This window comes from Fluviicola sp. (assembly GCF_039596395.1).
Taxonomy (GTDB): domain Bacteria; phylum Bacteroidota; class Bacteroidia; order Flavobacteriales_D; family Crocinitomicaceae; genus Fluviicola.
Map to the genome: position 1 here is coordinate 1,283,440 of NZ_JBCNJT010000002.1, position 19,869 is coordinate 1,303,308.

Here is a 19,869-nt window from a genome sequence, read left to right on the forward strand (position 1 = left end):
AATCGACCGGTAAATTACTTCAAAATTTAGAATCCGCAAGGTAAAAGGTTTGCCTGGAGATGTTTAGCTATGCGCAGGATTTTTTAGAAATTACTTTTCCCAATTTTTTCCGGCAATCATAAAACATGCTTAAGTAGCATTTTTCCGGCTTATAAGCTGAACGGGTGAATAACCGAACTGTTTTTTGAAAGCATACGAGAAATGGGATAAATTCTCAAACCCGGTTTCATAATAAACTTCCACCGGTTTTTTATGCTTTTCGGCAAGTTGGTAATGTGCCAGTTCCAGTCTTTTTTTGGTCAGCCAGCGCTGCGGTGTGACCTGGAAAGCCTTTTGAAAATCGCGTTTGAACGTGGTCAGGCTTCGTCCGGTCAAATACCCGAATTTTTCCAGGGGCATATTAAACATAAAGTTCTTCTCCATAAAAGCGGTCAGATCGATTTTGTGAGGTTCATCAAAGTTTGCTAACACAGCGTCGATGTTTTCGTTAATCGTATGGAGGATGGAAATGGCTTCCGTAATTTTCAGAGAAGCGATGCTTTCGGGAAAGTTTTCCTGCATGTCAAAATAGGGAATGAGCGAAGCCAGGCAACTTTCCAGCAAAGGATGTTTCCGGAAACTGAAAATTTTTGGAGTGACCGTTTTTCGTTTTACAGGTTCATTCCCGTAAAATTCGCGCAATCTTTTAGCCGACAGGTGCATAGCTACTGCTTTGTGAGGCTCTCCGTCCTTTGGAAGATTGATAATCGTGGCCAATTGGTTCCTTGGGATTAAAAAAGTACTTCCCGGACCGAACACAAAACGTTCATCTGCCTGGATGATTTTCGTTTCTCCTGAAATCAACCACACAAGCAAATGATCCTCGAATGCCGCTTCGGTTTTAAATAACTTGCCCGTGTAACTGGAAAGTTTAATCTCGGGGTTTATATAATTTACCTGGTAATCCATCTTGCTTGTGTGATTGAAAGATACAAAAATCAACTAGAAGCCGAATGTTATTCCGGTCATTTCCTCGCTTAGTTTCCACAAGCGTTTTGCGTGTGTTTCGTCCAAAGAGTAAGGTTTGACACCGCCAACCTGTGTAGTATCATTGCTCAGAAGTGCGATATCTGCATGTTCACAATAAACACCTCCGATAGTGTCGAGCATAGGACTGGTTGCCGCCCACACAGTTGTTGCCGCTCCCTGGGGAATAGTTTTCAATCGTGCGGCCACTTCCGGCAGAATCTTTCCTTCCGCATCGGTGTAGCCCAGTTTTTGGAACAGGTCGGCAGGAGCTTCACGCGCCAGTTCTGTTTCACCGACAGCACCCGGACACAGGGAATAACTTCGCACATTGTATGCCTGGGCGCGCACGTCCAATTCCAGTGAAAAAAGATTGACCGCCGTTTTCGATTGTCCGTAACCAAGCAGGGTTTCGTATTCCCGGTGAAGGAAATTCGGATCCTCGAAATCAACATCTGAGAACTGGTGTCCTCCGGAAGAAACATTGACAACTCTTGCGCCGTTTGCTTTTTTTAATGCCGGCCACAACCTTGCTGTCAGCTGAAACGGAGCCAGGTAATTGGTTGCCAGTTGCGATTCATACCCGCGTTTGTCTTTGCGCAGCGGCACCCACATGATTCCAGCATTGTTGATGAGCAGGTGCAATGGTCTGCCGGAAGCCAAAAACTTTTCAGCAAAGGCATCGATGGAATCAGGATCCATTAAATCCATTTTTTCCAGTTCCACATTCGGAATTCCGTCCAGGTTTCTGGCTGCTTTATCGGTATCGCGTGCCGGAACAATAACTGTTGCGCCGGCCAAGGAAAGGGTTTTGACTGTTTCTAATCCGATACCGGTGTTTCCGCCCGTTACGATGGCAATTTTCCCGGTAAGGTTAATCCCTTTGATAACATCGCTTGTAGTTGATTTGGCGTTAAATCCTGAACCGAGTGGTTTCTGTAACGCTCCCTGATAATTGTTTTGTCCCATTTTGATCTGATTTAAACTTGTTTGTTGAGACAAAATTAGGGGATAACAGTGGTGATGACTTTGTTCAAACGTCCGAATATGCTTTGTTCAAACGGCCAATTTTAAACTTCATTGCGAATTTGCAAGATGGCAATATAGCCATGTTCGAATATTGCAATATGGAGATTTTGACAGGTTTGTTTCGACGGGTTCTCCAGAGCTTTTGCAGTTATCGTTTCTACAGTGAGACGGAACGTATCTCCGGAGAACCCACACTGGTATTTTGCGGATCGAAGTCAATCTCCAGCGAAGATTTGTCAATCTTCAACAAACCTTTGTTAATAACTCAGAGACCCAAGCCCTTGTAAAACGAACCGAAGTCAATCTCACGGGAACACTTGTCAATCTCACGGAGACCTGAATCAATCTTCAGCGAACAATAGAAAGATGAAACGTCCTATTCAACTGCCTCCAACTGTTTTAAATGCTGTGCTACCTGGTATTCATTGAAATTATCCCACTTCGGAACCGTATTCGGTTTATCGCCCAGCATATTGTTGATGCAGGTATTATTGTCCTTGTATTTCTCATGTAACAATGCGATGATCCGGAAGAAAAATTCGTCTAATTTCACAACCGGGTCAAATTCTGATTGAAGGGCCGAAAGGTTTAATACTTCCAGGACTTCCTGTTTTTCTTCGGAAGTGATTTCTGTCCGGTAACCGGTTTTCAGTGCTTTAAACACCAGATTGTTCCATACCACGCTGTAGTGTCCCCAGGGTACATTTGGGAGGTTCAAAGAATGCTCGCAGATGATTATAATAGCGTGCAGCAGATTTGGTAAATAGCTTGCCGGGAATTCATCAAAACTTCTGAATTCGAAACCGCTTTGATATATTTTTTCCTGGTTGAAATCCAAACCGACATCCGAAAGCAGTTCATAATCAAAATCATCCGCAATCTGATCGCGCCACCAAATGTTTTCTTCTTTTTTAAACTTCAACAATTTTCGAAAGTCTTCGACCGGATAAGTCAGGATTTTTCCCTTTGCCATGGATTTATGGAATGTACCAACTCCGGTATAGCGCGACATGGCATTCCGCATGGAACCACCGGCGAACTGTTCTTTCAAGTGATATTTTTCGCTGATCACCTGCATGATATCGGGGCTTCCGAGTGTTGCTATGAAAAGCGGTTCGAACCATTGCAGCAAATAGATGGCATTGGCATGTTTGGCTTCAAAATCTTCATAATCAATAATGCGGCTGTTTTCCGTAAGTGTCGGCAGCGTGATGTGGAAATGGTATGTTCCGTTGTTGAATAACACGATGTTTTCCTGGTTCGACATGAACATATTGAACCCGGTATTGTAATCCGGGAAACGCAATTTTCCGTTCAGTACAGCAGATTCATTGATTTTATCGATAAAGAGCTTCTTGGTAGCAGCCAGTTCATCACACGAATCGGAAATGGTTCTGTTTTCAAAGTATTTGGTTACAAATTCAATGGAATCTCCGTCAAAGTTCACGGATCCCATCGGATTGTTCTTTTGAGTGAGCATACTCCGGATATTGTATGGCTGGGTTTCCAGGAAGTTTTCCAGGATCGATTTTCCCGAATATTCCGGGTTGTCTTCCAATGGTTCAGTACCGGCGATGGTTTTATGCTGCCAGTTTAAATCGACTTTCTCCAGTGAATGACTGTTCATCATCCGGCTCACCCTGTAGGTAAGGTTTTTATCAAAAGCAGTTGCTACAGGAATTGCATAACTTCCATCTTTGTAGCACTTTCTGTAATCAATGCTATAGCGTTCATGGCCAATTTTTTCTTGTATGAATGCACCGGAAACGAGGAGCGATTCTTCGAATTGCAAGTATGTTTCGTTTTCTAATCCAATTCCCCAGTACAGTTTTTGTTTCGGTTTCTCGTTCATTTATTTCAATTGGCTTTTATAAGTAGCGTATTTCAGAATCTGGTTTTATTTAAGCGTGGTAAAAGAAGACATGGGAAGAATAACGCTCATGGTTCCACCAGTCTTTTCGGGCTTTTGCGAAGTAATTGTAATTCAATTTTCCGGCTTGCGACTGCAAAGGATATTTGACGACCCCGTTTTCCCGGTATGCTTTTTTCAAATGAGTTTCAGGAACGATCGGAACAATGTGTCCGGAAAGGCCTTTGATTTTCCGTTTGGCGCAAATAATCCCTACTCCGCCTTCTTCGTTTACTTTTCGCTGAATTTCATCCAGATCAGTCATTTGCTTCCAGCCGAAACCTGGTCCCCATTCACTCAGCCAGTCGTGGATAGCACTCGAATAAATCCGGTCAACCGTTTCTTCAAAAACTGCTTCCACTTCTTCTCCAGCCAGCAGTTTCTCAATAGATTCCTCTGTCCACCAAACAGTAGGCAGGTAAACTTGTGAGAAATAGCAGTAATCATACGAATAAACATTGCAATACGTGTCTTCCGGAGTACGTTGGTAACGCAAGCTGTGCTTCACGTCCAGTTTATCGATGAGGCGCTGAATGCTTTCACGCTTTGTTTCAGGACTGGTAAGATCCCTGTACGGAATACTCTTGTCACTGATCGGATGAGCTTTATCCAGCATGGAATCCAGACGGGAATCCGGACTCGGTAATAAATGAGCCGGTTTTATTCGCCTGTCAGATGTTGGATCTTCAAGGACGATGGGATGAGTTGCTGTAGTTTCTTTTTTCATGTTGAACGTTTTGATTGACGCGCAATGACTGTTAGTTGTAAAGTTAAGATTTCGTGCATGTGAATTGCTATTATTTGCTTTTCAAATCCAACATTCCGTGCAAAATTCGTGCAATCTCCCTTTCATTCCCGGAAATCAACAGGACAATATAGCACTATTCGAAAGTAGCAATATGGAGATTTTGTCGGGTTTGTTCGATGGTTGTTCCGGAATGTTGCAATGGTGCAAAACCCATTTCGCAGAACCGCGTCCTATTCTTTCCAGGTCAGATACTCTTTTTTCAAACAATGGCCGCAGGGCCGGAAACCGGTTGAAATGGCTTCCTGTTCATCGGAGAAGAAAACCCGGTTTTCTCTTTTCATGCGTTTGCCGGAAGTGCAGGCCAGCGTTCCGTAGATTTTCAGCGTTTTATTTCCCCCGAAACGGATTTCCTACTTCCTGATCCTTCTTCTCAATTCCCGGTCGGTGAGTTCGTTGTGTAAAATCATTTCAGCTGACGGCGTCGTGAAAAATAATGCCCAGTGTATACCGTTCTCCGGTGTGGACTTCGCTCACGCCATGTTTCATAACGGATTTGTAATAACCTTTCGTTCCTTTTTCCGGTTTGAAATGGGTTGTAAAAATCAGTGCATCACCTTTATGGGGCTTTAGAACAATGGCTTTGGATTGTGCCCGCGGGATTTGCTGCGTCAATACAAATTCGCCGCCCGTAAAATCGGTTTCGGGATCACTGAGGAACAGCACCAGTTGGATCGGGAAATAACATTCTCCGTATAAATCCTGGTGGAGCGTATTAAAACCGCCTTTCCCGTATTTCAGGATCAAAACCGTTGCTTTTTGTTGCCCGCTCTGAGCACATTGTTCCAATAATTCGCTGTGTTGCTGTGGAAATGAAGTTTCCATGTGCAATGCTTTGAACCAGGCATTGGCAATAGGTGCAAGTTTCGGGTAAATGCGGGTCCGGATTTCCCGTATGATTTCCGGCAAGGGATAATTGAAATACTTGTATTCACCCAAACCGAAGCGATGACGTTCCATAACAACAGTTTTTCGGTAAATTGCCGGATCATCGTACATGGCTTTCAGCATTTCAGTTTGTTCATTGGTCAGTAGATCCGGGATCACTGCGAATCCTTTTTGGTGCATGGCTTCGGTAACGGCTTGCCAATCGACCTGTTCTAGTTTAGAGCTGATTTCCATAATCCCGGTTTAGATTTCAGAACTGGTTTGGGCACCTTCCCAGCCTATGATTGCCGTTTTGCGCGTATTGCCCCACATGTAGCCGCCTAAATTCCCCGATGATTGGATGACCCGGTGACAAGGAATTAAAAAGGCAACCGGATTACTTCCTATTGCTGTTCCAACTGCCCGTGAAGCGTTCGGATTTCCAACCTGCGTTGCAATTGTGCCATAAGTAGCCAGTTTTCCCATGGGAATTTTCAAAAGCGTTTCCCAAACCTTCAGTTGAAAGTCAGTTCCTTTTAAATGCAGTTTTATTTCGGGTAACCGCTCCCAATTGTTTTGAAAAATAAACAACGCGTCTTGTTGCAGAAGATCTGATTTTCGCTCCATGGCCGCATGCGGAAACTTGACTTTCAGGTTAGTGAGTGCTTTTTCTTCCTGCTCTTCAAAAGCCATGTAACAAACACCTTTTGGTGTGGAAGCAACGATCATAGGGCCAAAAGGACTTTCAGCAAAGCTGTAGTTGATCGACAGGTTTTTGCCTCCGTTTTTATATTCTGCCGGAGTCATTCCCTCAATCCGGATGAACAGGTCGTGAAGCCTGCCGGTACCGGAAAGTCCCGTTTCGAAAGCAGTATCGGAAAGTGTAGCCTGTTGGTTGGTCAGTAGTTTTTTTGCGTGCTCGATGCTGATGTATTGCAGGAATTTTTTGGGAGTTGTTCCTGCCCATTCTCTGAATAACCGTTGAAAATGAAAAGGGCTTAAATGCACTTTAGAAGCAACTTCGTCCAGGTTGGGCTGCTCCCTGAAGTTGTTTTTGATGTACTCGATAGCTTCGGCAATCCGCTTGTAATTGAGTTGTTCCTGCTCGTTCATGTTCTGAATGTTTCTCCTGCAAATATCAGAAGTGTATGGCTGTCGTAAAACCCGAAAGTTGCTCTTTTCCCTGCCTGAAAGTGATCAAGGTTTTTCCAATCCTTTTTCAATAAGCAGTTGATGAACCCGGTCGTTATTTTCCTGTATTTCCCGGTGTTCCCGCGCAGTCCTTTCCGGATCATCGGAGTAAAACGGTTTGCCGAACCGGCCCTGGAAATTCTCAAGATCCGTTATTTCACCGTTCTGATGAATGCGCCTGTGCCAGGAAACATAATCGTCGCCCCCGAACAAATCCATGAACCATTCACCCGAACTGTTTTTCCTGATAAAGAAACGCACGGTACATCCTCCCCGCATTCCCTCGGAATAAAATTCAATTTCATTGACCTGGTCCAACCGGAATTTTTTGGGAAGTTTTGCTTTCCGGTAATTTGCTTCGAAGAAGGCTTTGGAGAAGATATGTAGTTGATTCTGGTCCATGTTATTTAGAAGAAGGTCTTTTCAATATGCTTTTCCAGAGTGGACCTTCTTTTTTGATTTTGATGATGTCCACCCACGGAATTCCAAAATTGGATTCCAGGATAAGTTGGTCACCATCGTCTGCAAAGCATTTCAAAATGGAATGTGTCAATACACATTTGTCGTAGTCGTTGTAAAAGTAAAGCTGGTTATCAACGGCATTGGAGTCCATTACCCCGGCTAAAAAATTCAAACGCTGTTTGTGAGAGTTGGATTCCGTATTTCTCCATTCAAATGCATCAAAAAGGGATTGATCCATTTGAAAATCGTCTCTTCCGAACCAGGAACTTTTCCGGGGAATAGAGATATCCATCAGTTCCACCAAATTTTTGGAGAAAATTGTCAGGCCTTTATCTTGTTCCCATTTTTCAATACGGATATCGTTCGGAAGATTGTTCTCTTCCAGGATCGCAGCAGATTTTTTAAGAAGCCTTTCAGATTTGTGTACTTTTTCAGGATTGATCTTCCAATCGGCACCTAGAAGACTGATTCGTTTGAAAATTCCTTCCTCGTATGAAAATCCGCCCGCATAATTGTCGATGTGGCCTAAGAGGTAGTAAATGGAGTTGTTCATTGGAAGAACATTATTGGTTATAGAAGTTCTTCTAAATTAATTCTTTCCGCCCAATTTAATGCTGCCGGTAATTCCATGCTTGAAAATTCAATATGAATAACACGCCTTTTCCGGTTATTAATCGTTCTGCCGGAACTATGCAAGGTTAACGGTTTCATGAACATCACACCGCCTTGCTCTACACGGCAGATTGTTTCGGTTTCCTGTGTCCAATCTATCGTTTCAGGTCTGTAAATTTGTTTTAAATGGGATTTTGGAATAACTTTCAAAGCACCGTTGTTTTCGTCCGTATCATCCAGATGGATCCGGATCGTGGTGATATTTTCTAAAAACGTTAACGGTGGCTGAACTGCAAATTGATTTTGTTTCGTAGTCCAGGGACCAAAGTTTTCGAGTTCAATTTTCTTGTCCACAGAAATAGTCAAATCCTGGTGATAGGCCACATACCAGTTGGAAGCTTCCGGCTTGTCGAAATAAATGCTCTTAACAACAAAGCAGCTATCGCCTACAACTTCTTTGATCAGGGTTTTCAATTGGTCTGTAAAAACCAGGTCAACAACAGAAGGAATTTCCTTTAAAAATTGCCGGATAGCAAACAGGTCGGTTGTTTTCCGGAATGTATCATTGGAGGTATCTGCCTGATCAATAACAGCCAGTATGCTGTTTATCTCGTCGGTAGAATAGATATCGTTTACAATGGAGAAACCATTCTCAAGCAGTTCTTGTCGGTGTTTGGGAATTTCTGGCATTTACATTAATTGCGATTGATAATAACAAAGAAATTCTACTATCTGCCTCGAAGTTGATTGCATTTCTCAAAGAGCATGCTTTTGAAATTCTCAAATATTTGTTCTTCCAGGATTCTTTTTGAAATAATGTCTAAAAGCTCTCTGTTTTCTATGTACAGGTAAATGTCATCATCATTAATGATATATCCATTAATCATATCCCATTTTATCTCGGAACTTATGTTTCTGGATTTGTAGATGATTGATTCAGAGTTAAAACCGAATTGAAAGTCCTTATCATCGGACCCTGCTTTTTTTTCCAGTTCTTTTATAAATTTGTTGAAGGCCATTTGAAATTTAATGAAAAAGTAGAGGAAAAACACCGTGGTGAGAACTGCACAAATGAATCCGATAATCCAAAGCGCATCGATTTGCAGAGATATAGCAATGATGATCAGTACGGCCCATAATCCATACAGAAACTTTACAGGCGCTTTTTTGAATTCTCTTTTCCGTTCGAACTTAAAATACTTTTTATAAAGCTCTTTGGATCGATCGATTTCAAACGTGATATCAATTGTGTTCAAGCGGGACATTTATAACGGTTTGAAACGAACCAAATTACTTACAACAAGGTAAAAAAGATCACCAGCAAAGTTCCGGGAAAGACGAAAACCAAAGACGCAATCCGTGCAAAGTTAAACCACGGGCTTTGGCGTTTTAACAGGAAAGTGATTAGCGGGATCAGCAATAAAATCTGGAACCAGGGAAACCAGTCGAAGATGGATCGTTCCCTGATTTCTTCGTGTTTCCGGATTGCGTATTCATTGATTTTAAGGTCGTAGCTTAACTTTTTGCCTGTTCGAAAAATGGGAGAATAAGTTAATTTAAGGCTGTTGTCCACATGGTCCAGCCAGTCTCCGAGGGCAGGAGAGAACATATATCCTTCCACATCCAGAACCTGGTGCCAGGGATATTCCCAGTTCCGGTCAATTTTCCAGTCTTTTTCCGTTAGCTTTTTGGTAGGGCCGTCAACAAACACCTCGATGGTTGAAATCACCAGCATCAGCGTACAGAAAACAACTACAGCTTTGAAGATAACCCATTGTGTGCCGGAAGTAATCCGCTCATAGAATTCTCTGTCCTCACGAGCTTCTTTTTCTTTTTTCAGCCGCATTATTTCAGCTGCATTTCGCATGGATTCCTGGTGGCTCATAGTTTTTGTAATTGATAGTTATCTTCCGTGCAATATTACGGTTTTTCTTTAATCTTCTCCATGAAAATATTCATAAGCATAACCTTCTATATCACCGCTTAATTGATTTCCATTTTCATCTCTCAACTCATACATTTCTTGAATTCCTCCAATTGAAGCACAGCCATCTAGCCCTAAAAGAATAGTATAGAAAATATCTGTGAATGAACTGTCAAGTACTTTCTTTAAGATCTCAAATTGTTGATCTGTTAGGTTTAGAGATTTGATTAATTCTCCGACATTGGTTTCTGTATCTTGCGACAAATATGCTCTTAAAAGATCTTCCTTTTCGTTATAAAAGGTTTTTACAAATTCTTCTGGTGTCATAATTTCTAAGTGTTGTTTCTATCTAAACATTTCAAAATTTTCCTTTAAGTATTTATCGAATCTTGGATGTGGATGTTCAGTTTGAGTTTTTGTACTTTTTCCGTTAAACCAAATTGAGCGTTTACCTGCATTTTTCCCGGTTTTATTTTGGACGGCTTCTGCAATAAATTCTTCAGAAGATAGAATCCAGGTTTTATCTAATCGATGCGAATAAAAAACAAAGTAATAATTACTACGGTATTCATGAGTTATAGCTGCAAAAAGTGCAGCGTCACCAAATAAAACATCCTTGGATCGTGCTTTAATTTGAACTTCTACAAAGGTGCCGTCATGCTTCCGGATAACTGCATCGATTGCATTATCATCAATTAGTGGAATGTAAACATCCAGACCTTGCTCAAGCATTTTACTTATGACAAAGTATTCCATTCGTTTTCCGAAGCCAGCATTGTGGCGAAATGGTTTACTCATGATTTGTTTTTTAAGTGATTAATAGAGTTAGATTTAATACAAACCTTAGTGATCTCAGCAGAATTGTTTGTTTATAGTAGTGATTTTTAATAATCAAGCAAAGTAGTTAATGGGACTTCCAAACCCTTAGCTAATTCTTTCAAGTATAGAAATGATGGATTCACTCTTCCGGTTTCAAGTCTTCCAATTGAACTGGCATTTTTGCCAATTCTTGCACCAAGCTCAAACTGAGTTAGATTCTTCTCCAATCGAAGTTCCTTAACTCGTTTACCCAATGCTATTAAGTCTTGATTTTCCATCAAGCAATTTTAGATAATTTCTATCTAGAACTTGATAACGGATTCGTTATTTAAATTATATTTGTAACAAATCCGTTATTATGAAGACGAATGTCCTAACGCTTATCAAAGATGATATTAAGATCTCCCGTTTGACAAACACCCTGGATCGGTTGAATGTTCCTGTGAATCACTATCCGTTAGGCAATGCAAAAGTGATTTTCTCCTTGATGGAAATTTCAGAAGTCGAACAGAATTTTGAAATGTACTATAAACTCATTGAACAAGCAGCAGATCTGGAACAATACGATTCGACTGAAAAGATCGACGAATTGGCGGAAGAGATTTTTAGGGAGTTGAAGGGGATTTGAGGAAATTAATGTTCGTATAGTTTTAGCTTAATTACCATTACAGTGCCTAAGTTTGAAAGTCTATAATAATAGATCCAATAATTAGTATGGCTATTTTGTCCTTGCATTTTCAAGCCGGTTTTTTCTATTAAACCTTGATTTTCAAGTTCAATTACATAATTTCCGGTATGAGGTATCTCATTTAAGAATAAGGGAAGCTTTTGTATGTCAAAGACCATTAATCTATTTATTATTAGCGCAATCCGCATGAAAGTTTCATTTGTAATTTCTTCTTTAATGCTTGCCTTCAAGAGCATGCCTAAATATTTAGCCTTAGTCAAACTGTCATATTTTTCTAAGAGAATGGTAATTGAATTTCCTATTTCGGAATACTCCTTTTCATCTAATTTTTTAATAAAAGAATTTCGTTCTTCAAGAGTTGTGTCTTTAATTTCGAATAAAAAAGAATAAAGCTTTTTTTCGAACAAATGATTGCTAAGTCCAAAACCGATTTTTCCAAGTTTTGTAATCAGTCCAATTATTGGTATGTCATCAACAACATTTGAATCATTTAGCAAATGAATTATTGAATCGCTTGCTTCAGTTATGAATGATGAATCTGACTTAATAATCTCAAGTGCGTTAGTTTCATTTTTATTCATTGGTTTGTCCAATTATAGATATTATGGGTAGGTTCATTTATTATTTAATCCAAATTCAAGTATTTTTTCAATTATTATTTTCTTTGACTCATCTGAATTGTCCATTGATTCAGAAATGGCAAAGGCTAATAATGAATTATGAATAAAAATTTGACGGTTATAGAAGTATTTTAATTGAGATAGCGAGCTTTTGTATATCCAAAGAAATAATCCGGATATTAATTCAACTACTATTCCACTTCCAAGAATAAGAATTTGAAAGTTACCATTAACCAGGTTCTGATTAATATAGGGTAAAGGCATCATGTAAGAAATAATACCAAACATGATAATCATGAAACCTATCCACATTGAAAAAATTGAATATCTATAACTTTTTTGTGTCTGATTTAATCCAATATTATAGTAATTTTCTAATTCAAGTTTGCTGAAAGTAATTAAAGATATCAAACCACTTTTATCATGTTCTTCAATTTTTTCTATGTAAATTTTCTGTTTTTGCTCATTCTCTTCAATTTTTTTATCAAGCTTTTTTTGCGTTTCGGAAATGAGAAGTTTAAATATACCTTCTATTATATCACCGAAAATTAATAAGGAGAGAAATGGCGAAATTGCAAGCAAGAGAGTAGCGTAGAAAGCAAGAAAACCCCGCCAAGTAGTTGGATTAAAACCCCAATTCCAAACTGATGGAAGCCAGTTTAACCACGCAAAATAGGCGACTATTATGAATATTGAAACTGAGAAGAAAGAAAATAATAAGAGAAGAAAAAATTTAGTCTTTCTTGATTTTAATGATGCATAATTAACTAGAAGACTCTCTTTTGCTTCCTTTTCATCTTTCTTTTTACTACCAGGTTTTAAAGCAGGTCGAGCAAATATATTATCTTTAGTAATATCTGAATCACTTGCAGCTTGCTCAGAGTTATCCAATTCTTTGTTCATAATGGTTATTTAGTAGTAAGTGGTTTTCTAACGCTTTTCCTATATCACCCCCTTAGCCTTCAACTCCAAATACTTATTGATTGAATTGATAGACAAATCTTCCGGTTTGGAAAGGATGGTTTGAATGCCATTTTGGCGCAATTCGCGGGCAATGTTCCATTTCACGTTCGACATTTTATCGGCTACAGTGGCTTCAATGAGTTCTTTGTGGGTGTGGACCGGTTGTTGGGCTAGTTCCTGCAATTCGTTGTTCTGGAAGAAGATTACCACCAGTACGTGGCGCTTGTTCAGGCGCTGCAGCATCGGCAAGGCACGGCGCATCGCAAATTCACTTTCGAAATTGGTGAACAGTAGCAGGAGCGAGCGTGTTTTCACCTGTTTGCGGATCGTTTGGTACAGCAACTCGAAGTTTCCTTCCTTGAACAGCGTTTTCTGGTTGTACAAACTTTCCAGGATGCGTTTCAATTGTCCCTGGTTACGCTCTGCCGGAACAATGGTTCCCATTTTGTCGGAGAAGGTAATCAAACCGGCGCGGTCACCTTTTCGCAAGGCAATATTCGTAAATACCAGCGTGGAGTTAATCGCATAATCCAGCATGGTCATTTTGTGAAATGCCAGCTGCATCGGGCGGCTTTTATCGATCACACAATAAACCGGCTGCGAACGTTCTTCCTGGTATTGATTCACCATCAATTCGTTTTTGCGACTCGTTGCTTTCCAGTTCACGGTGCGTAAATCATCTCCCTGCACATAGTTGCGGATCTGCTCAAATTCGCTGGTGTTACCGATTCGGCGCACTTTTTTGATTCCCTGCGAAAGCGTTTGCTGGTTGAAGACTTTCAATTCGTACTGCTTCATCTGTAAAACAGAAGGATACACCTCGATGCGTTCCACCAATGGAATGACAATGCGACGCTGAGCCAGGAACAGGGTGGAGCGGACAAAGATCACCACATCGCGGAATTCGTATTCCCCGCGTTCGGTGGGAGTGAAGGAATAATGAAAGTCTTTCGTTTTTTTAGGCAATAAAATCGTATTCCAGACAGCAGCCCGTTTTTGCATGAAGAGCGGATATCCTTCATAGATTCCCACCTGCAAAGGTTGAGCAGTCTGGTTCAGCACAGAAACCTGCACTTTATTCTCGTCGCCGAGGTTCATGCGTTCCTGGTATTTTCGCTGCACACGGATCGGTTCTTTATACAGGTTCACAAGCAATACATCCAGAATCAAGGCAAATAGCAACACAAACAAAACCGTTTTGCCGATAATGCCCAGGAAGGGAACAAAAAATCCTCCTCCGACCAATGCAATTCCTGTTCCTGCTACGAGGAAGAAAAAGCGGGTGAGATGTAAACTTGCAAGCAATTTCATTAACGCGGAACTTCGATTGTTTGAACAATTTCACGGATCACTTCTTCCATTTGAGTGCCTTCCATTTCCGCTTCCGGAGTCAGGATCAAACGGTGATTCAGTACGTGGATCGTTACGAACTGGATATCATCCGGTGTCACGAAATCACGCCCGCGAATAGCTGCGAATGCTTTTGCGGCCTTTAGAATAGAAAGTGAAGCACGCGGCGAACCTCCCAGGTACAATTTGGAATGGTTCCGTGTTTTATTCACGATTTGAGCAATGTACTGGATCAAACGGTCTTCAATGATCACTTTCTCCACCACTTTCTGCACCTTGTGCAATTCATCTGCCGTAAAGACAGCTGTGATAGTGGAAAGGTCCGGAGCCTGGATTTGTTCTTTGTATCGTGTTAAGATCAATGTTTCTTCGTCCAGTGTCGGGTAATCCAGTTTGATCTTGAACAGGAAACGGTCCAATTGTGCTTCCGGAAGGTTGTACGTTCCTTCCTGTTCCACCGGGTTTTGCGTAGCAATTACCAGGAATGGGAAAGACATGTCGTAACGGGTTCCGTCGTAAGTAATCTGGCGCTCTTCCATGACCTCGAACAAAGCGGCTTGTGTTTTCGCCGGTGCACGGTTGATCTCATCGATCAGTACGATGTTGGAGAAGATCGGTCCTTTCTTGAAGTTGAATTCGCTGTCCTTCATACTGAATACCGAAGTACCGATGACATCCGAAGGCATCAGATCCGGGGTGAACTGGATCCGCGAAAAATCCACGTGCAATACGCGCGACAAAGCTTTGGAAGACAAAGTTTTTGCAACTCCCGGAACACCTTCCAAAAGAATGTGTCCGTTGGAGAAAATTCCTGCAAGCAACAATTCGATCATTTCCGATTGCCCGATCACGTATTTGCGCATTTCTTCGCGCACGCGGTTTACTTTTTCAGCAACCCACAACAATTCGGTCTGGTCGCGTTGAACAAAACCTGAACTGGATGATGCGGCTGTCTCGGCCGGGTTCGACAAAGCACTTGCCTGTTCCTCCGGGTTATTGGAACCAGCCTCGTTCGGCTGTCCTTCGCTTGGCATATATGCCGCTAAATCGTCATTTCCTTCCTGGATCATGATTTATGAAGTTTAATGAATTCTACAAATTGGTTCAATGCCGACTTTGCTCTTCGTGAAAGCAGTGACTGGCGTATAATAAACGTATTTCCGTCCTCGCATTCGAACGTAACGTGTGTTTTTTCCACCGTACAATGAATGGTCTGGTTCAACGAAATGACGCGTTTTCCTAAAACAAGCCCGTAAATAATGATTTGGTCTGCCTGGATACTTGCAACCGGAATGCGGATGTAACGGGAAGCAAAATAAATCAACACGATTGCCGGGATAATGAATAACATTCCGACTCCTCCTCCGAGTGATAACAGGAACAACCCGCGGAACAGGGAAATTAATCCCATCAATAAGATAAATGCACCGATCCAGATCGATTTGTCGAGGTTCACTTCTTTGTCTGAAGCAACAAAGCTCTCTGTCGGGCGCACAATCCCGATTTCCAGATAGAATGCACGGATTTTGGCGTAAGTAGCTCCCAGGTGGCGGTTGTCCACGTGGTTTTTACGGGAATCCAGGCTATTGACAATATCCACCAGCTTATCGGAATCGTAAGGAACTTTGGCTATCAGTTTTTCCAGGTTCTGTTCGCGTGTTTCCTTGCGGGAAAGGTCTATGTAAAAATGCCGGTTGATGGCCGAATAGAAATTCTTACGCATTACCTGCAGCACACCGATCGGTGAATTACGCGAAATATAGATCGAACTCAGCGTTTCCACGAAAGCCAGTGACATGTTACGCTTCTGGCTGTATCCCGGAAGGATTTCTTCTTTTCGTTTTGCCCGGAAGAAAACGTATAACAGTAACAGAACAATCAATAACAGGAATGCCAGGCGTAAAACCGGGTTTTTGAGGATAAACTGGATGAGTGACGTGTCCTCTTTTTCCGCTCCGTCCGATTCGGCATCTTCATCCTCATAGATCGAAGTTTGCTGACTGGAATCGTTGATACCGCAGGTCAGGAAAATAACCGGTTTGTCTTTCGGGATTTTGTTCAGCACCAGTCGCGCATGGGCATATCCGTTCGGTTGAATGACCTGGTAGTTCTCAAACAAATTCGGGATGCTGTGAAAATGGACTTTTCCTTTGTGGTGTTTCTCGTAGAAGGCAAAAGGATGCTTCAGCGCAAACAGGTAAGATCGGTAATTCGTATCGATGATTTCGGTCTCCGAAAAAGAATACCAGTCTTCGTAAATCGTATCGTTCTCGAACACATGGTAGAAAGGAAGCGTTGTATCACCGATATAGGCGAAAAGCACCTTGTTGTAATCCCAGTAAAAAGCGCCTTCTTCGAAATGACGGTCGTAGATATTGCTCGTCAGGTGATTGAAGCTGATGTAAACGGTTGCTCCGCTGTCTGCATAATGTATGATGGAATCGTAGTAATCGTTGGGTGCACCGAATTCATTCCCGATGAACAAATAAGTGGCTTCTTCGTGGTTGGGAATGCTGTCCAGGTCCGACCAGTATTTCAGGTTGTAAATGGAATCTTTGACATGAACGTCCAGTAAATCCATGAAGAAGGCAATGTTCCGCGGATTTTCGTCTTTCAGATCGTAAGTTTTTTCCCAGTTGGAACTGTACCTTTTCTGAATGTGTCTTCCGGAAGCGTCGGCAGAACCGTCCAAAAACCAGATCACCAGCCCGATGAAAAGTGCAAATCCCAAAAATGATATGATGACTTTTTTGTTCATTACGCTTTTTCAATTTTTTGGAAAGCTGTTTTCAGCTGGGGTTCGATTACCTGGTAACTGTTGGAATCAATGGAGTAATCCCCGTACCAGACCAGGTCGTAAATAGAAACGATTTGTTCGAATTCGCGGGAAATCGGTCGTCCCTGCACCTCGATGATGTAATGCATGTTCGTTTTTTCCTTTTTCCAGAAAATCCACCTGCGCTGGATCAGTTCTTTCATGGCAAACAGGAAATAAATACGGACACATTCCTTGTAATTGCCGGCAGCCGTAGCTTCTTCCAGGCGCAATTCCAATTCGGTCTTGCTGATCTCGGCCGGATTGAGGTCTTCCACCAATGCTTCGAATGGAATGGTCTTAATGCGCGGGCTTCTGTTCTTGATGATGTAGAAGATCAGGACTGCCAATGCAATTACCAATAAAATAATGCCGAGCCATTTCCAGAAGTTCACGGAAATATCCGGTGCATCGATATTCGGGCCTCTGGGTGCGTCAAAATCCGGAACGTCTACATCTTCGGAAGGTTCGATATTCGGATCTTCTTCAATGGTTCCTGTTCCGCCGTCTCCTTCTTTACCGCTTTTTCCTTTTTCAAGGTCTTTCGGAGAATAGGGCGTTCCCTGGTAAGGTTTGGTTGTTCCGTTCGGCGTTCCCGTCCCGGTTGAATACGATTCGTTGATGGAGGTCGGGCTTTGGTAATAATCCGATTCCGGGCCTTTGTACTTGTCGGATTGCTTGTAGCCGTGTTCCTCGCGGATCTGGTTCCACTTTTCTCGCGTAGTAAGCTCCTTTTCCTTTTTCTGAGCGAAGAGGAGCAGGGGAAAACAACAAAAAACGATATGTAAAAAGAATCTAGTCAAAGTCTAAGGATGTTTCCTGGTAACGCTTGCGTTTTCCGAAGTTCTCGAATTGTTTTCTCAAGCCGGTTGATACATTCTGTTCGCGGAAAGTATAGAACATGAATCCCATCATAATGACGAAGAACGGCAATGAGAACAGCATAAACACTACATAAACCAGCTGACGGGCAATATTTGCCGGCACTAAAAAGTCGGAAGTGTAATAGCGGGAAACATTTTTGATGAAATCTGCGAATTTATCGAGGAAATCTTCCAGCATCGGTTCCCGCATGAAATTGACTTCCTGGTAACTCAGTACGCAGGCAATGGGTTGCGCGAAAATGAATAATACCAGTCCCATGAGCGAAATACCCAGCAAAACATTTCCGTAATTCCTTGCTCCGTAGCGGAAACCATTCCCAAACCGTTTGCCGAAACGTTCTTCGCCCAAAACAATCGATGCTCCCTGCATCCAAAAGAAAGGCGCAATGAAAAGCACCAGGAACATCCAGTACCACGGAACGTAGAAAAGGATCAGGAAAAGGAAACTCAATCCCAGCCAGGTTCCCGGAAGCTTTTGAAGCATAAACGGAACGAACAGTTTGAAACTGACTTTTTGTTCCTGGTTCCTGAAATGGTAAAGGATTGAAAGCGTGAAAACGGATAAAATGATGGTCCAGAGCAAAGTCACCACGAAATCACTGAACGACTGGATGTCAAATCCCATAATGATGCTCAACTGGGAAGCCCAGTCGTACTCGTACTGATGGGTTAAATCTTCGTAGCGCATCAAATCCTGGAATACAATAATTGCAAGGATAATCGGGATGGTGAGAACTAGGTTGTAGCGCATGATCTTCCCGATGTGCACGCGGTAAAACGAAAAACTGTCGGAGAACATCTGCCCGAACGTACGGATTTTGTTCAGTTCAAAGACGTTGACATATGTTTTGATCGGCGGATCACTTTCATGGACCAATTCCGGATGGCGTCTTGCCACTACAATCGGGTAAATGATGTAGTAGAAAATGATAATCGCAAATGAAACCGAAATAATCGCCCATTTGGACCAATCCGCGAGTTCCTGGTAATTGTGCGTCACATAACTTTCCAAAAATCCGGCTGCAATCAGGAAAGGAATGAGCGACATCATAATTTTCAAGCCCCTTTTGGCCGAAAGCTGTAAACTTTGCAGGCGCGTGTAGGAACCGGGAAAGAGTAAACCGTTCCCGAGCGTAATTCCGGCACCTCCGGCAATGGCTATCGAACTGATTTCAAAAGCTCCGTGGATCCAGATTCCCAGGAATGAAACGATAAGCAAGCCTTTCAGGTGGAAAAAATACTGGAAAGCACCCAGCATCACCGAGTTGTTGAAGATCATGATGTGCGTACCGATCGTAAAGAAAATTCCCAGGATGAACGTGTAGAAAGAAACCGTGATGTTGTTCAGGGTAATTTCCAGGAACATACTGACCTGCGAACCGCTGTGATAAACGCCCAAAGGATCGCCTTTTTCAATATTCTTCAGGGTCATTTCCACGTAATTGTCACCCAGGATCATACGCGGAAAATCCGGGTTGAAATGGGTAGAAATCGCCCCGATGATGGTCCAGAAAAGGAAAACGAACAAAGCAAACAATAAGTTTTTACGTGATCTGTAGATTTCCAACGGAATGGAAACCCGCCAAACGGTAAACAGTTTCCGGAAGGAATCTTTTCGCTGCTTGTGCACCAGGTTGTGAATGCCCTGTGCGATCTGGTTCAGGTAAACACGAACCGTCCGTTTGTTATAGAACGTTTGCGCATAACTCAGATCATCTGTAATGTCCGAGTATAAATCTGCAATTTCTTCAGGATCACTAGTTTGATTTGAAGTCAAAGACTGGAATTTCTTCCATTTTTCTTTGTTCTGTTCTATGAAGGAGGTTTCTTTCATCTGGAGGGATAAAAATAACTTTTTTATTGAATCGGAATCTTATTCCCGGATGAAAAATATTTTGAAGTTCAAAAGTTCAAAAGTTCAAAAGT

At 41.9% G+C, this 19,869-nt stretch carries 23 protein-coding genes; 1 reads left to right on the forward strand and 22 read right to left on the reverse strand.

The genetic code is table 11. From position 1 onward, the window contains the following. Positions 1-129 precede the first annotated feature (129 nt). From ABDW02_RS14450 to ABDW02_RS14520, 15 genes are all read right to left on the reverse strand, one after another. Positions 130-948, reverse strand: coding sequence for an AraC family transcriptional regulator (locus tag ABDW02_RS14450; RefSeq protein WP_343635632.1), 819 nt, complete (start codon positions 946-948; stop codon positions 130-132). A gap of 33 nt (positions 949-981) precedes the next feature. Further along, entirely contained in the window at positions 982-1,974 is a 993-nt protein-coding gene (locus ABDW02_RS14455; RefSeq protein ID WP_343635634.1) for an SDR family NAD(P)-dependent oxidoreductase, read from the reverse strand. 436 nt (positions 1,975-2,410) lie between these two features. Then, positions 2,411-3,886 (reverse strand): hypothetical protein, encoded by a 1,476-nt coding sequence (locus tag ABDW02_RS14460; RefSeq protein ID WP_343635636.1) that lies wholly within the window; start codon positions 3,884-3,886, stop codon positions 2,411-2,413. A 49-nt stretch (positions 3,887-3,935) separates the two neighbouring features. Next, positions 3,936-4,670 (reverse strand): hypothetical protein, encoded by a 735-nt coding sequence (locus ABDW02_RS14465; protein WP_343635638.1) that lies wholly within the window; start codon positions 4,668-4,670, stop codon positions 3,936-3,938. Between the two features lie 251 nt (positions 4,671-4,921). Next, positions 4,922-5,098 carry an Ada metal-binding domain-containing protein gene (locus ABDW02_RS14470; protein WP_343635955.1) on the reverse strand — a complete coding sequence of 59 codons (177 nt, stop codon included), beginning with the start codon at positions 5,096-5,098 and terminating at the stop codon, positions 4,922-4,924. Between the two features lie 61 nt (positions 5,099-5,159). Continuing rightward, positions 5,160-5,870 carry a 2OG-Fe(II) oxygenase gene (locus tag ABDW02_RS14475; RefSeq protein ID WP_343635640.1) on the reverse strand — a complete coding sequence of 237 codons (711 nt, stop codon included), beginning with the start codon at positions 5,868-5,870 and terminating at the stop codon, positions 5,160-5,162. Positions 5,871-5,879: 9 nt separating this feature from the next. After that, complete coding sequence (locus ABDW02_RS14480) at positions 5,880-6,728, reverse strand: methylated-DNA--[protein]-cysteine S-methyltransferase (RefSeq protein WP_343635642.1); 849 nt, start codon at positions 6,726-6,728, stop codon at positions 5,880-5,882. Between the two features lie 84 nt (positions 6,729-6,812). Beyond that, positions 6,813-7,208: a hypothetical protein gene (locus ABDW02_RS14485; RefSeq protein ID WP_343635645.1), complete on the reverse strand. Its 396-nt coding sequence runs from the start codon at positions 7,206-7,208 to the stop codon at positions 6,813-6,815. A gap of 1 nt (position 7,209) precedes the next feature. After that, positions 7,210-7,821 carry a hypothetical protein gene (locus ABDW02_RS14490; protein ID WP_343635647.1) on the reverse strand — a complete coding sequence of 204 codons (612 nt, stop codon included), beginning with the start codon at positions 7,819-7,821 and terminating at the stop codon, positions 7,210-7,212. Between the two features lie 17 nt (positions 7,822-7,838). Beyond that, complete coding sequence (locus ABDW02_RS14495; protein WP_343635649.1) at positions 7,839-8,570, reverse strand: phytanoyl-CoA dioxygenase family protein; 732 nt, start codon at positions 8,568-8,570, stop codon at positions 7,839-7,841. 38 nt (positions 8,571-8,608) lie between these two features. Further along, positions 8,609-9,145, reverse strand: a complete 537-nt coding sequence (locus ABDW02_RS14500) for a YcxB family protein (protein WP_343635651.1) — start codon at positions 9,143-9,145, stop codon at positions 8,609-8,611. A 29-nt stretch (positions 9,146-9,174) separates the two neighbouring features. Further along, a complete protein-coding gene (locus tag ABDW02_RS14505; RefSeq protein ID WP_343635653.1) occupies positions 9,175-9,765 on the reverse strand; it encodes a hypothetical protein in 591 nt (196 codons plus the stop codon). A 48-nt stretch (positions 9,766-9,813) separates the two neighbouring features. Further along, on the reverse strand, positions 9,814-10,131 hold the full coding sequence (locus ABDW02_RS14510; protein WP_343635655.1) for a hypothetical protein: 318 nt from the start codon (positions 10,129-10,131) through the stop codon (positions 9,814-9,816). 18 nt (positions 10,132-10,149) lie between these two features. Further along, the gene (locus ABDW02_RS14515) at positions 10,150-10,602 is read right to left on the reverse strand and encodes a hypothetical protein (RefSeq protein ID WP_343635657.1); all 453 of its coding nucleotides are present in this window, start codon (positions 10,600-10,602) and stop codon (positions 10,150-10,152) included. Positions 10,603-10,688: 86 nt separating this feature from the next. Continuing rightward, a complete protein-coding gene (locus ABDW02_RS14520) occupies positions 10,689-10,901 on the reverse strand; it encodes a helix-turn-helix transcriptional regulator (RefSeq protein WP_343635659.1) in 213 nt (70 codons plus the stop codon). Positions 10,902-10,981: 80 nt separating this feature from the next. Here ABDW02_RS14520 and ABDW02_RS14525 point away from each other — a divergent pair, with 80 nt between their 5' ends. Continuing rightward, positions 10,982-11,251 (forward strand): hypothetical protein, encoded by a 270-nt coding sequence (locus tag ABDW02_RS14525; RefSeq protein WP_343635661.1) that lies wholly within the window; start codon positions 10,982-10,984, stop codon positions 11,249-11,251. Between the two features lie 5 nt (positions 11,252-11,256). Here the strand turns inward: ABDW02_RS14525 and ABDW02_RS14530 are convergent, their stop codons facing one another. Genes ABDW02_RS14530 through ABDW02_RS14560 form a run of 7 tightly spaced genes read right to left on the reverse strand, consistent with a single transcriptional unit; the run spans position 11,257 to position 19,777 of the window. After that, positions 11,257-11,892 carry a hypothetical protein gene (locus ABDW02_RS14530; RefSeq protein ID WP_343635663.1) on the reverse strand — a complete coding sequence of 212 codons (636 nt, stop codon included), beginning with the start codon at positions 11,890-11,892 and terminating at the stop codon, positions 11,257-11,259. Between the two features lie 33 nt (positions 11,893-11,925). Continuing rightward, positions 11,926-12,834: a hypothetical protein gene (locus ABDW02_RS14535; protein WP_343635665.1), complete on the reverse strand. Its 909-nt coding sequence runs from the start codon at positions 12,832-12,834 to the stop codon at positions 11,926-11,928. A 39-nt stretch (positions 12,835-12,873) separates the two neighbouring features. Beyond that, complete coding sequence (locus ABDW02_RS14540; RefSeq protein ID WP_343635667.1) at positions 12,874-14,205, reverse strand: DUF58 domain-containing protein; 1,332 nt, start codon at positions 14,203-14,205, stop codon at positions 12,874-12,876. Beyond that, positions 14,205-15,314 (reverse strand): MoxR family ATPase, encoded by a 1,110-nt coding sequence (locus ABDW02_RS14545; protein ID WP_343635669.1) that lies wholly within the window; start codon positions 15,312-15,314, stop codon positions 14,205-14,207. Before ABDW02_RS14545 ends, ABDW02_RS14540 begins: the two co-directional genes overlap by 1 nt. Then, positions 15,311-17,002, reverse strand: a complete 1,692-nt coding sequence (locus tag ABDW02_RS14550) for a hypothetical protein (protein WP_343635671.1) — start codon at positions 17,000-17,002, stop codon at positions 15,311-15,313. Before ABDW02_RS14550 ends, ABDW02_RS14545 begins: the two co-directional genes overlap by 4 nt. Then, positions 17,002-17,862 carry a hypothetical protein gene (locus ABDW02_RS14555; RefSeq protein ID WP_343635673.1) on the reverse strand — a complete coding sequence of 287 codons (861 nt, stop codon included), beginning with the start codon at positions 17,860-17,862 and terminating at the stop codon, positions 17,002-17,004. The genes ABDW02_RS14550 and ABDW02_RS14555 overlap by 1 nt, the downstream gene beginning before the upstream one ends. Then, a complete protein-coding gene (locus tag ABDW02_RS14560; protein WP_343635675.1) occupies positions 17,855-19,777 on the reverse strand; it encodes a stage II sporulation protein M in 1,923 nt (640 codons plus the stop codon). Before ABDW02_RS14560 ends, ABDW02_RS14555 begins: the two co-directional genes overlap by 8 nt. Positions 19,778-19,869 lie beyond the last annotated feature (92 nt).